An 11,602-nucleotide genomic window follows, 5' to 3' on the forward strand; every position below is an offset into this window, starting at 1 on the left:
TAAACGTTTTATCGGTATGCTATGGCAACACAATTTCTCACTTCTCGTCGGGGGCGTTCGATAGAAGGTTAATAATAATAATCGAGTTGCTTAGCAGGGATATAATCATTGTTCTCTGTTTTTATTGTGTATGCAAAGGTAATTATTATTTTGAGAAAAACAAATAAAATAACGTGTTTTGTTCGATTTGTCTATGTATTTGTAATTATTGTCTGCCGAAATGTATCTATTTGTAATTATATGTAATCTTTTCAGAAACTGATACCCAATCGTATGGAGACCAGATGACTCCCGTTAATGTCCTGGTAGGCACCTTTCTCGTCGGTGAAGGGCGATACTTGGTAAAAGTTATATCCGAGGAGCAGGTGAGAACCAAATTTTTTGCTGACCGAGAGGTTTATACCCAAGCCGGCGGCACCGAAGAATCCACCCTGTGTTTCGCCCTTGCACATCTGGTTGCTCGAATAACCGGCCCTGAAATCGACAAAGAAGAGCGAGCGGTTCCTGAGCAGGTTGCTGCGGAACAAAACATAAACAGGTATGTAGTAGCGGTTGCTCGAGAAGGAGTTGTGCAGTCCCACACCCAGTCCCAGGCACTTGATGCTGGAGGAGCGATAGCCCCCGAACAGGTCTACGTCAAAGGTCGAGAGGTCGTTCCCGGCCATATCGATCGAGGCGCCCACTTCGGCTCCCAAGGTAAAGGGTTTTATCTTTTTCTCTGTCCCGATGTCCGAGAGGTTACTCTCTCGCATGACATACTGGTTGTTGCCCTCTTCAAATCCGGTAGTCGGCTCTTGTGCTACTGCATTTTGCACAAAGACGAAGAGTAAAACCGGCAAGAAAATATGATACAGATATTTGTTCATTGTTATATGCTTTATGAGAACGAAGATAGGTGATTTATAGAGATTAAGCAATTTATGAATAGAGAAAAAAGTTAAAATAAAAAAACCGACCTGACAACAGGTCGGTTTCTCATGGTCTTTGTAGGGCAGACCTTTATCCCAAATAGGTTTTTAATAATTTGCTTCTCGATGCGGTTCTGAGCCGTCTGATGGCTTTCTCCTTGATTTGGCGTACGCGTTCACGGGTCAACCCGAATTTGTCGCCTATCTCTTCGAGTGTCATCTCTTGACAACCGATGCCGAAGAACATCTTGATGATTTCGCTTTCACGCGGGGTGAGTTGTTTGAGTGCACGGTCTATCTCTTTCGAGAGTGACTCGTTGATAAGCGAACGGTCGGCAATGGGGGAGTCGTCGTTGACCAGCACGTCGAGCAGGCTGTTGTCCTCGCCTTCGACAAAGGGGGCATCGACCGAGATGTGACGACCCGATACCTTCAACGTGTCGGAGATTTTGTCGACCGGAATATCCAACTCCTCGGCCAACTCTTCGGGTGAAGGACGACGCTCGTTCTCCTGCTCGAATTTCGAGAGGGCCTTGCTTATTTTGTTGAGCGAGCCCACCTGGTTCAGCGGCAGACGAACGATTCTCGATTGCTCGGCCAGAGCTTGGAGTATGGATTGGCGAATCCACCACACGGCATAAGAGATGAATTTGAATCCTCTTGTTTCGTCGAATTTCTCGGCGGCTTTGATCAGTCCCAGATTTCCTTCGTTAATCAAGTCGGGCAGGCTCAATCCTTGGTTTTGATATTGTTTGGCAACCGAAACGACAAAACGCAAGTTGGCTCTCGTCAACTTCTCCAAAGCTGCATGGTCGCCTTTTTTTATGCGTTGGGCAAGTTCAACTTCCTCTTCTACCGTGATTAAGTCCTCACGACCGATTTCTTGAAGGTATTTGTCCAGAGAAGCACTTTCCCGATTAGTAATCGATTTGGTAATTTTTAATTGTCTCATCGTGCAATATGGAGATTTTGGATTGCAAATATAATATATTTGTTGTTAATAATGTTGCAAAAAATGTTTAATTTTGAAGGCGTGAGATAAAAAATCCCATTCGTTCGTTGATTATCTATTTTTTGTATCATTACAACATTGGGTAGTTCGTTCTGTTTCTTGGATTAATGATATTTGGTATTTGGCAGACAAGTACAGAATAAGGTCCCGCGAAGGACCTTATTCTGTATATGGGATTTTAGTCGGCCAAGTCTACGGCATAGTACATCATCTTGCCGTTTGGATAAACACCGGTAATGAACATGACCTTCTGGGTCTGGTTCGATTTGACAATCGAATCGTACATCGATTCCAGGTCGCTTACCGATTTCATGGGGGTGTTGTTGATTTCGAGAATCACAAACCCGTCGCGGATACCGGCCGATTTGAATTTTCCGTTTTTCAATCCAATAACCTGTACGCCATATCGAATGTTCATCTCGCGCAGGCTCTTGGCGTCGAGTTCTTTGAATCCGGCACCCAGCGAATCCATACCGGCTATCTTGGTAATCTCGGTATTGCCTTGGCTATTCTTCAAGGTGAGCGATACGGCCTTCGATTCTTTACCTCTCAACAAGCCGATCTTGATCTTGTCGCCGGGACGGTAGCGGTTCAACTGCTCGGAGAGCATGGCGCCGTTTTTGATTTTTACGTCGTTAATCGAGGTGATTACATCGCCCTCTTTGATACCGGCCTCCATAGCTGCGCTGCGGTTAAATACTTCGCCTACGTAGATTCCCTCCTGAACTTCGAGGTTCTTCTCCTTGGCCAGGTCGGAGTTGATTTCCATGTATCCGATACCCAGTACGGCACGTTGTACGGTTCCATACTCTTTCAAGTCGGCAATTACTTTGCTTACAATCGAGGTAGGAATGGCAAACGAATAACCTGCATAGCTACCGGTTTCGGAGTAGATGGCGGTGTTGATACCTACCAGTTCACCGGCCGTATTGACCAGCGCACCGCCACTGTTGCCGGGATTTACTGCGGCATCGGTCTGGATAAAGGCTTCGATGCCCATCTTCTGGCTGCGAGGATTGAGCGCGCTGATGCTACGAGCCTTGGCACTGACAATACCGGCAGTCACGGTCGAGGTCAACCCCAGCGGGTTACCTACGGCCAAAACCCATTCGCCCACTTTCAGGTTGTCCGAGTCGCCGAACTTGACGATAGGCAGGTCTTTGGCATCGATTTTAATCAGGGCCAGGTCGGTCGAGGGATCGGTACCGATTACACGTCCGTTGAAGGTACGGTTGTCGTTCAGCGTAATATCCAGTTTGTCGGCTCCTTCGACCACGTGGTTGTTGGTCACGATATATCCGTCGGGGGTAATGATGACGCCCGAGCCCAGTCCCGTGCGGGGTTGAGGTTCGATATTCCGGCCACCTTGACCGAAGAAATATTCAAAGAACGGATCGGTAAGACCGCCCATTTGACTCTGTTTGGGGGTGGAAATTGACTTGATGCTCACCACGGCGTTGACCGTATTCTCGGCAGCCACGGTAAAGTCGGTTTCGACAGCAGGACGATTGACAACCCGGGAAAAGCGCGTGGGTTGTGCATACTCACTTCCCACAGGCTGGTCTTCGAGTTTTGAGTCGGCCGACCTGTTTAATAAACTGAATGCTCCGATACTAACTCCAGAACTCAGGATTGCTATCAAAGCTATACCCATCAATTTCTTTCCGTAAGAATTCATAATTTATCAGTTTTAAGTGTTAATATTCTGTTGTATTTAAGTTTTTGTGACGTTAAATTTAATACATTTCTTGTGCCATTATAGTTGACTTATCTGCTTTTTAAGCTCTTTTAATAAGCCGAATATCGACTTAACAGGGGTTAACGCAGCCTGCTAATAAATAACGGACTTTTTTGCACGATTGGTATGTCATATTGACTGTTAAATTTTATGCCCGAATCAATGAACTGACACTTTTGCTCTTTTGTTACGGGTTCATATTGTTGTTTAGACAGCCAAGCGGGGAAAAGGTTTAATCGAAAATCTCGAACCGGCTGTGCTTTTGGAATTCGACTTTTTTCATTATCTTTGTATCGTACAGCAGGACGGTCTGTCGCTCGCCTCGTGCGGGAGGAAAGTCCGGGCAACACAGAGCACCATATTTCCTAACGGGAAGCTATTCGTGAGGGTAGAGGCGCGTAACAGAAAATAACCGCTGCGCAAGCAGTAAGGGTGAAAAGGTGAGGTAAGAGCTCACCGGGCTTTACAGCAATGTAGAGTGCCGTACGTCTTATGGGTTGTAAGGTTATGTATACCGGCGTTGTAGGGTTGCTCGCCCGATGCCGGGGGGTAAACCGCTAGAGCCTTGTGGCGACACAGGGTCGAGATAAATGACAGACGCTCTCGCAAGAGAGTACATAACCCGGCTTACAGGCCTGCTGTATTTTTTATTTGTAGAACCTATCCGGGCAATATAGGCGCATGGCAAAACGTAAGAAAAAACCTTCATTTTTTGCTCGCATCAGTTCATGGGTGAAGTGGTTCTGGCAATTTGTTTCGGTCGATATCTGGCACATCACCGAGTATAAATTGCATATCCACATACTCAAAACCTTGAATCTGTCGATACGCTGTTTCCTGAGCGAGAAGTTGCAGGAGAAGGCCTCGGCCTTGACATTCAGCTCGATTCTGGCCGTTGTCCCAGCGCTGGCCATGCTGTTTGCCATTTGCAAGGGATTCGGGTTCCAGCACATCATGCAGAGCCAACTGTTCGACTATTTTCCGGCCCAGCGCCAGGCATTGGAGTATATGTTGAGCTTTGTCGACCAGTACCTCGACCAGATGAAGGGTGGGGTATTTGTGGGGATAGGCCTCTGCTTCCTGTTGTGGACACTCATCAGCCTGTTGTCGAATATTGAGAAGGCATTCAACGATATTTGGCAGGTGCAGGGCGGGCGGTCGTTTTACCGCAAGGTGACCGACTACACCTCGATGTTTCTGATTCTGCCCATTCTCATGGTGGCATCGAGCGGATTCTCGCTCTTTATGTCGACGATGCTCAACTCGTCGGTGGTGTTTGAGTTCATGACCCCGCTGTTGCGCTGGGTCTTCCGGCTGGCTCCCTATATCCTCACCGTGCTGTTTTTCACGGCCATCTATATTTTCATACCCAATACCCGTGTAAAATTCAAGTATGCACTCATCTCGGGTATCATTTGCGGCACGGCATTTCAGGTGTTCCAATACATATATATATCGGGACAGATATGGGTATCGAAGTACAACGCCATTTACGGTAGTTTTGCCTTCCTGCCGTTGTTGCTCATCTGGATGCAGTTCTCGTGGCTCATCTGCCTGTTCGGGGCGGTGCTCACCTATTCGTCGCAAAACGTGGTCAATTTCAATTTCGAGAAGGAGACCAACGACATCTCGCGCCGCTACTCCGACTATATCTTGCTGGTCATCGCCACGGTTATCGTGCATCGTTTCAGAGACGGTTTGCCGCCGCTCACCAAGGGGCAGATTTCGCGTCGCTATGCCATACCCATTCAGCTGGTCGAGCGGAAGGTCGATGAGTTGGAACAGGCAGGTATTTTGTCGCAGACTCCTTCGGAGGAGGAGCGGGTACCGGCCTATCAACCAGCCATGGACATCAACCGGCTTTCGGTGGGTTTCTTGCTGAGGGCCATTGACCGCGAGGGTGACGAGGATTTCATCAACAACCTGAAAGACAATTTCCCGCGGGAGTGGAGGGTACTGGTCGATACTCGTCGCCTGATGGAGGAGGAGGGTGATAAGGTTCCCTTGAAAGACTTGCAAATCGAGGAGAGCCGAGAGGAGCTTCCGAAATAATAAATCTTATATACGACAACTATGAAACAGGTCATTGCTACAACTGCCGCCCCCGAGGCCATAGGGCCATACAGCCAGGCTATCGAAGCTGCCGGCATGATTTTCCTTTCGGGACAACTGCCCATCGACCCCGCCACCGGCACAATGCCCGAGGGGATTCAGGCACAAACCCGCCAATCGTTCGAGAACATCAAGGCTATCTTGGCCGAGGCCGGCTGTACGGTCGACCATATTGTGAAGACGACGGTCTTCCTGGCCGACATGTCACTCTTCGGAGCAATGAACGAGGTCTATGCCCAACAGTTCAACGGGGCATTCCCCGCCCGTTCGGCATTTGCCGTCAAAGAGTTGCCCAAACAGGCTTTGGTCGAAATCGAGGTTATTGCGGTAAAGGCATAAACTGCAACAGGTCGGCCACGATAAAGGTACTGCCGCCTACGAAGATAAGGTCTTCGGGGCGGCTCTCTTTTTGTGCGGCCGTTACCGCCTCCTTGACGGTGGGGTAGCTCTTGCCTTTCAGTCCGGCTTGGGTGGCCAGTGCTTCGAGCTTGTCTTGCGGGAGAGCACGGGGCACCGATGCCCGGGTGAAGTAGTAGACGGCTTCCCGAGGGAGCATGGACAATACCCCCGATATATCTTTGTCGTTGACCATACCGATTACGATACGCAGCGTATCGTAATGTTCGTTGCGCAGTTGCCGGGCGATGTACTGCATGCCGCCGGTGTTGTGACCTGTGTCGCAGATGAGCCGGGGTGACGACTGCAACTGTTGCCAGCGCCCCATCAGACCGGTGAGACGGGTGACGTGGGCAAAGGCTTCATAGACCGATTCGTTGGAGATATGGTAGCCCAATTCCCGCAGCCGGGCGACGGCGGTGAGTACGGTGGCGGCATTTTTCTCCTGACAGAGTCCTCCCAGCTCTCCTACAAGATGGGGGAACTCGGGGGTGTCAAACTCCCAGCCGCGGGCGCTTTGCCGGGCCGAGTCGAACCGGACACACTCTTCGGCAAAGAAGATGGGGGCACCGACCTCGCGGGCCTTGTCGAGAAATACTTGCTTGACCTCGCCCTGGGCCTCACCGATAACGACCGGTATGCCGCTCTTGATGATACCGGCCTTTTCCCGGGCAATCTGGGGTAGGGTATGTCCCAGCATCTGCACATGGTCGTAGCTGATGTTGGTAATCACACACAGGTCGGGGGTGATGATGTTGGTGCTGTCGAGTCGGCCGCCCAGCCCGACCTCAATGACTGCTACATCGACCGCCTGGCGGGCAAAGTAGTCGAAGGCCATCATCATGGTCAACTCGAAAAACGAAGGATGGATATGCAGCGTGGGGGGCACGTGTTTTTGGGCAAAGTCGATGACCTCTTCGCGCGAAATGGGTTGTCCGTCGATGCGGATACGCTCCCTGAAATCGACCAGGTGGGGCGAGGTGTACAGTCCCGTTTTGTAGCCGTTGAGTTGCAAGATGGCGGCCAGCAAATGCGACACCGAGCCTTTCCCATTGGTTCCGGCCACGTGCAGGGTGTGAAATTTGCGATGGGGGTGTCCGAAATACTCGTCGAGCGCCTCGCTGTTTTGCAATCCCGGTTTGTAGGCTGCGCTTCCTATTTGCTGGAAGACAGGGAGCTGCCGGAACAGATATTCCAAAGTCTCTTCGTAGTTCATGTCTGTCGGTTTAATAGAGAGCATACCCCGCAACACCGGCCAGCACAATCACCAGTATGGGGTGGAGCCGGGTGTAATGCACCAGCACGAACGAGACGACCGCGATGGCCACGCTCAATGTATAGTCGGGAAAGTTCTCTTTGTTCATCAGTAGCAGAGCCGCCGAGGCAATCAGTCCCACGACAACGGGGCGCAGTCCGGCAAACAGGCTCTTGATAATGGGATTCTCCTTGTGTTTGAGAATGAAATGGCTGATCATCAACACCAGCACAAACGATGGCAGGCACACGGCAAAGGTAGCCACAAGCGATCCCCACACGCTGTTTCCGGTGGCCACGTAGCCTACATAGGTGGCGCTGTTGATGCCGATGGGGCCGGGGGTCATCTGCGAGATGGCCACGATGTCGGTAAACTCGGTGGGGGTGAGCCACGGTTGGCTTTCGCCATAGTGGATTACCTCTACCGCTTCGTGTTGAATGAGGGAGAGCATGGCGTATCCGCCGCCGAACCCAAACAGGCCAATCTTCAAATAGGCCCAGAATAAGTTAAGATAGACAATCCACATGGTTTATTTCTTTTTTTCTCTGTACCGTTTTTTGATGCGGGCGATGATGTGATTGTAGTAGACGATACCGCCAATACCGCCCAGCAGGACGAACCAGATGGGTGAGATGCCTCCCAGCCAGATGGCCAGAGCCACGACGATGGGAATGATGACGGTTTTGAGGTTGATGCGGGCCGTTTTGGCTGTCGTGAGTACCGGCGAAACGATAAGGGCGACCACAGCCGGACGAATGCCTTTGAATATGCGTTCGATAACAGGATTGTCGTAGACCTGTACAAACCAGATGGCAATGGCCAAGATGATAAGAAACGAAGGGAGAATGGTGCCGAGGGTGGCGGCCAGACTACCTTTCAGTCCGCGCAACTTGTTCCCTACCAGAATTGATATATTCACGGCCAGCACTCCCGGCAGCGATTGGGCGATAGCCAGGGCGTCGATAAAATCCTCGCGTTTGATCCACTGCTTTTTGTCGACCACTTCCCGCTCGATGAGGGGAATCATGGCCCAACCGCCTCCGAAGGTGAATGCTCCTATTTTCAGGAACGAGGAGAATAGTTGCAGATAAATGTTCGATTTCATATACATAGGCTCTTTTCAAACCAGGCGTGAACGAGATCGGTCCGTTTGTCGGGGGGATCTCGTTTGTTTTCCTACGGCCGATTGCCAGGGGGAAATCCTGCTGGCAGGTACGAGTTTTACCCCGGGCACTCTCAGACCCGGCTCTTTTTTTGCAGGCGCAAAGGTACGAAATAATATGGCAAATGGAGATAAAAAGCGAAAATCCCTTGCGAATGTATCTTTTTAATCTTCGTAAAGCCTATCTTCTCAAAGGTAGGCCGATAGTATCTGTTCCAATTCGTGCAGCGGCAAGGCTCCTGATTGGCGCCAGGCTATCTGCCCCTTCTTCCAGAGCATCAAGGTGGGTACCGATTGGATTCTAAAAGCGGCAGCCATAGGTTCGTTTTTGTCGATGTCGACTTTGAGAATGACGATTTTGTCACCCAGTTTCCGTTTCAGATCTTCCAAAACCGGCTTCATCATTTTGCAAGGGCCACACCATTCGGCAAAGAAGTCGACCAATACCGGGGTATCGCCGGCGATAATCTCCTGAAATTTTCCCATAGCGATAAAGTTTTTAAACTATTCTATTATATAAGTGTCGTAGTAACACCAAATCCGAACCTTTGGTTGAGGCGGGTTCGACCCGTCAGAAAATATTGTTGTCGTGACAATCGACCAGCCAGCGACCCTCGCGGTTGACCAGCACCAGTTTTATTTTCCGTATCAGTTTGTGTTTGTTCGAGAAAAAAAGTTTGCCTTCGATAAAAAGTGTATCCTGGGCGAGATTCATTTCCGAGCGGGATACGTTGAAATGGGTGGGTCTGCTCTTTAACTCGTCGGATTGGCTGCCCACCAGCGTTTCGAACAGGTGTATGGTCTCGGCCGATTCAGGCGTCACCAGTTTGCGGGCCGCTTCAAAATTGGCGTTGGTGAGGTTCTCGACAAATGCCACGGCAATACCCTCGGGACCCAAGTGGCGAGGAACGGGAGGGGCTGTGAGAAACAGCAGCGGAAAGCCTATGGCAAGAGCGGTCAAGAAGAGGAATATGATGCGAACCCGTGTTTTTGCCTTCATCGTGTGTCTGTTTTGTTGTTTGATTGTCAGTTTGAAGAGAGCCCATCGTGACGGCCAATCCCCGATGGGGGTATTGAGGTCGAGCCGCTCTCCTTCTTACAGACACAAAGATAACTATTTTTTGAAAGGCTTATGAGCTATTTACCGGGAGGATTGTAATTTTTAGCTTATCTTTGCACATACAAGCGCGAAATGGGACGGGTCGATTTCGGGTGATTCTTTTGAGGTGAAGCCTCGGAGTGGCAGTTGTCCTGTATGCGCCAATCCCCAACCATTCGGGGAACAGGGGAATGAGAATATGTTCCTCGGGTACATGAATAGAGAAAAGAGTATGAAAGATTCGTTGATTGTCGTTTCGGGCGGCATGGACAGCATTACGTTGCTTTATGAGTATGCCGACCGCATTGCTTTGGGGGTATCGTTCGATTATGGGGCCAACCACAATGCCCGGGAGATACCGTTTGCCCACCTGCACTGCGAGCGGCTGGGTATTCGGCACATTGTCATACCGCTGGCCTTTATGAAGGAGTATTTCAAGAGCTCGTTGTTGAGTGGCGGAGAAGCCATTCCCGAGGGGCATTATGCCGACGAGAATATGAAGAGCACCGTGGTTCCGTTTCGCAACGGCATCATGTTGTCGATAGCCTGCGGCATAGCCGAGAGCAACGGGTTGAAGCGGGTACTCATTGCCAACCACGGGGGCGATCACGCCATCTATCCCGATTGCCGTTCCTCCTTTATCGAGGCCATGAACCAGGCCATGCGCGAGGGCACCTACGAGCACATCGAGATATTGGCGCCCTATACCCATATTACCAAAAGCGACATTGCCCGTCGGGGCAAGCGGTTGCAGGTCAATTATGCCGAGACCTGGTCGTGCTACAAGGGCGGCGAGAAGCATTGCGGCAAGTGCGGCACCTGTGTCGAACGCAAGGAGGCTTTGCACGACGCGCAAATCGACGATCCCACCGAATATGAGGATTAATGAATAAGATAAAGCACCGTTTATGTATTACGTAGCGAAGACGATGGAGATTGCGGGAGCGCATGCGTTGACGCTCTCCTACGAAAGCAAGTGTGAGCAGTTGCATGGTCACAACTGGATTATTACCGTCTATTGCAAGGCCGAAGAGCTGAATGCCGACGGCATGGTGTGCGACTTCAAGCACATCAAGGACCAGATTCACGGTTACCTCGACCACGGCAACCTCAACGAATTGTTGCCCTTCAACCCCACGGCCGAGAACATAGCCCGGTGGATTACCGACCAGATACCCCAGTGTTATAAGACCAAGGTCCAGGAGAGCGGCGGGAATATTGCGGTCTATCGGGTCGACGATTGCAAAGACGACGATTTTGCCCTATGAGAGTCAACGAGATATTTTACACCTTGCAGGGCGAAGGCCGCTTTACCGGTACGGCCGCCATTTTTGTCCGGCTGTCGGGGTGTAACCTGCGATGCAGTTTTTGCGATACCCGTCACGATACCTATACCGAGATGAGCGAAGCCGAAATCGTTCGTGCGATTGCCGCTTATCCTGCCCGACACGTGGTCATTACCGGCGGTGAGCCCACCTTGCAACTCACCCGATCGTTGGTCGATGCCTTGCACGAGGCCGGGAAGTTTGTCCAAATCGAGACCAACGGCTCCATGGAGTTGGAGGCACAACTGGTACAGGCCATCGACTGGATTACCTGTTCGCCCAAATCGCTCCCGGTGAAGATTGGGCGGGTCGACGAGTTGAAGGTGGTCTATGAGGGGCAAGACCTGGTTCCCTACGAAGCGATGGCACGGAGCTATGGCGCAGTGCTTGAATTGCAGCCTTGCGATACCGGTGACCCTGTGAAAAACACCCGTCTTCTCGGTGCCGCCATCGATTACATCAAGGCACACCCCGAGTGGCATCTGTCACTTCAAACCCATAAACTCATACATATCCCGTGACGAAGATAAGACTGAGAAGTGTCTGTTACAAGATGAGATTCCCGAGTGGTAAGAATCGATTGTAATTATATTGA

Annotated in this window: 13 protein-coding genes and 1 other RNA gene; 6 read left to right on the plus strand and 8 right to left on the minus strand. The window is 50.6% G+C overall.

The window, feature by feature from the left end:
• Positions 1-251: 251 nt before the first annotated feature.
• The 3 genes from BARVI_RS00535 to BARVI_RS00545 all read right to left on the minus strand — a co-directional run bounded on the left by BARVI_RS00535 (position 252) and on the right by BARVI_RS00545 (position 3,598).
• The gene (locus BARVI_RS00535; protein ID WP_025277340.1) at positions 252-866 is read right to left on the minus strand and encodes a hypothetical protein; all 615 of its coding nucleotides are present in this window, start codon (positions 864-866) and stop codon (positions 252-254) included.
• 133 nt (positions 867-999) lie between these two features.
• Positions 1,000-1,860, minus strand: coding sequence for a sigma-70 family RNA polymerase sigma factor (locus BARVI_RS00540; RefSeq protein ID WP_008862117.1), 861 nt, complete (start codon positions 1,858-1,860; stop codon positions 1,000-1,002).
• Between the two features lie 238 nt (positions 1,861-2,098).
• Positions 2,099-3,598: a Do family serine endopeptidase gene (locus BARVI_RS00545; protein ID WP_025277341.1), complete on the minus strand. Its 1,500-nt coding sequence runs from the start codon at positions 3,596-3,598 to the stop codon at positions 2,099-2,101.
• A gap of 357 nt (positions 3,599-3,955) precedes the next feature.
• Here BARVI_RS00545 and rnpB point away from each other — a divergent pair.
• The 3 genes from rnpB to BARVI_RS00555 all read left to right on the plus strand — a co-directional run bounded on the left by rnpB (position 3,956) and on the right by BARVI_RS00555 (position 6,109).
• Positions 3,956-4,304: RNase P RNA component class A (gene rnpB / locus BARVI_RS13060), an RNA gene on the plus strand.
• 35 nt (positions 4,305-4,339) lie between these two features.
• Entirely contained in the window at positions 4,340-5,710 is a 1,371-nt protein-coding gene (locus BARVI_RS00550; RefSeq protein ID WP_025277342.1) for a YhjD/YihY/BrkB family envelope integrity protein, read from the plus strand.
• A 21-nt stretch (positions 5,711-5,731) separates the two neighbouring features.
• Positions 5,732-6,109, plus strand: a complete 378-nt coding sequence (locus tag BARVI_RS00555; RefSeq protein WP_025277343.1) for a RidA family protein — start codon at positions 5,732-5,734, stop codon at positions 6,107-6,109.
• Here BARVI_RS00555 and BARVI_RS00560 read toward each other — a convergent pair.
• From BARVI_RS00560 to BARVI_RS00580, 5 genes are all read right to left on the minus strand, one after another.
• Positions 6,090-7,382 carry a bifunctional folylpolyglutamate synthase/dihydrofolate synthase gene (locus BARVI_RS00560; RefSeq protein ID WP_025277344.1) on the minus strand — a complete coding sequence of 431 codons (1,293 nt, stop codon included), beginning with the start codon at positions 7,380-7,382 and terminating at the stop codon, positions 6,090-6,092. The genes BARVI_RS00555 and BARVI_RS00560 overlap by 20 nt on opposite strands.
• A 10-nt stretch (positions 7,383-7,392) precedes the next feature.
• Positions 7,393-7,941, minus strand: coding sequence for a chromate transporter (locus BARVI_RS00565; protein WP_025277345.1), 549 nt, complete (start codon positions 7,939-7,941; stop codon positions 7,393-7,395).
• 9 nt (positions 7,942-7,950) lie between these two features.
• Positions 7,951-8,526, minus strand: a complete 576-nt coding sequence (locus BARVI_RS00570; protein WP_025277346.1) for a chromate transporter — start codon at positions 8,524-8,526, stop codon at positions 7,951-7,953.
• A gap of 246 nt (positions 8,527-8,772) precedes the next feature.
• The gene (gene trxA, locus BARVI_RS00575; protein WP_025277347.1) at positions 8,773-9,069 is read right to left on the minus strand and encodes a thioredoxin; all 297 of its coding nucleotides are present in this window, start codon (positions 9,067-9,069) and stop codon (positions 8,773-8,775) included.
• A gap of 85 nt (positions 9,070-9,154) precedes the next feature.
• Positions 9,155-9,583 (minus strand): nuclear transport factor 2 family protein, encoded by a 429-nt coding sequence (locus BARVI_RS00580; protein ID WP_025277348.1) that lies wholly within the window; start codon positions 9,581-9,583, stop codon positions 9,155-9,157.
• Between the two features lie 331 nt (positions 9,584-9,914).
• On the opposite strand from BARVI_RS00580, the gene queC reads away from it, so the two are divergent.
• Genes queC through BARVI_RS00595 form a run of 3 tightly spaced genes read left to right on the plus strand, consistent with a single transcriptional unit; the run spans position 9,915 to position 11,528 of the window.
• On the plus strand, positions 9,915-10,568 hold the full coding sequence (gene queC, locus BARVI_RS00585) for a 7-cyano-7-deazaguanine synthase QueC (RefSeq protein ID WP_025277349.1): 654 nt from the start codon (positions 9,915-9,917) through the stop codon (positions 10,566-10,568).
• A gap of 22 nt (positions 10,569-10,590) precedes the next feature.
• Positions 10,591-10,950 (plus strand): 6-pyruvoyl trahydropterin synthase family protein, encoded by a 360-nt coding sequence (locus tag BARVI_RS00590; protein ID WP_025277350.1) that lies wholly within the window; start codon positions 10,591-10,593, stop codon positions 10,948-10,950.
• Positions 10,947-11,528, plus strand: a complete 582-nt coding sequence (locus BARVI_RS00595) for a 7-carboxy-7-deazaguanine synthase QueE (protein WP_025277351.1) — start codon at positions 10,947-10,949, stop codon at positions 11,526-11,528. The genes BARVI_RS00590 and BARVI_RS00595 overlap by 4 nt, the downstream gene beginning before the upstream one ends.
• Positions 11,529-11,602: the final 74 nt, after the last annotated feature.

It is taken from the genome of Barnesiella viscericola DSM 18177, assembly GCF_000512915.1.
Classification (GTDB): Bacteria; Bacteroidota; Bacteroidia; order Bacteroidales; family Barnesiellaceae; genus Barnesiella; species Barnesiella viscericola.

Bases quoted from the DNA above. Each gene is read 5' to 3' on its own strand.
- BARVI_RS00535 (WP_025277340.1), bottom strand. From the start codon at position 866: ATGAACAAATATCTGTATCATATTTTCTTGCCGGTTTTACTCTTCGTC.
- BARVI_RS00540 (WP_008862117.1), bottom strand. From the start codon at position 1,860: ATGAGACAATTAAAAATTACCAAATCGATTACTAATCGGGAAAGTGCT.
- BARVI_RS00545 (WP_025277341.1), bottom strand. From the start codon at position 3,598: ATGAATTCTTACGGAAAGAAATTGATGGGTATAGCTTTGATAGCAATC.
- BARVI_RS00550 (WP_025277342.1), top strand. From the start codon at position 4,340: ATGGCAAAACGTAAGAAAAAACCTTCATTTTTTGCTCGCATCAGTTCA.
- BARVI_RS00555 (WP_025277343.1), top strand. From the start codon at position 5,732: ATGAAACAGGTCATTGCTACAACTGCCGCCCCCGAGGCCATAGGGCCA.
- BARVI_RS00560 (WP_025277344.1), bottom strand. From the start codon at position 7,382: ATGAACTACGAAGAGACTTTGGAATATCTGTTCCGGCAGCTCCCTGTC.
- BARVI_RS00570 (WP_025277346.1), bottom strand. From the start codon at position 8,526: ATGAAATCGAACATTTATCTGCAACTATTCTCCTCGTTCCTGAAAATA.
- trxA (WP_025277347.1), bottom strand. From the start codon at position 9,069: ATGGGAAAATTTCAGGAGATTATCGCCGGCGATACCCCGGTATTGGTC.
- BARVI_RS00580 (WP_025277348.1), bottom strand. From the start codon at position 9,583: ATGAAGGCAAAAACACGGGTTCGCATCATATTCCTCTTCTTGACCGCT.
- queC (WP_025277349.1), top strand. From the start codon at position 9,915: ATGAAAGATTCGTTGATTGTCGTTTCGGGCGGCATGGACAGCATTACG.
- BARVI_RS00590 (WP_025277350.1), top strand. From the start codon at position 10,591: ATGTATTACGTAGCGAAGACGATGGAGATTGCGGGAGCGCATGCGTTG.
- BARVI_RS00595 (WP_025277351.1), top strand. From the start codon at position 10,947: ATGAGAGTCAACGAGATATTTTACACCTTGCAGGGCGAAGGCCGCTTT.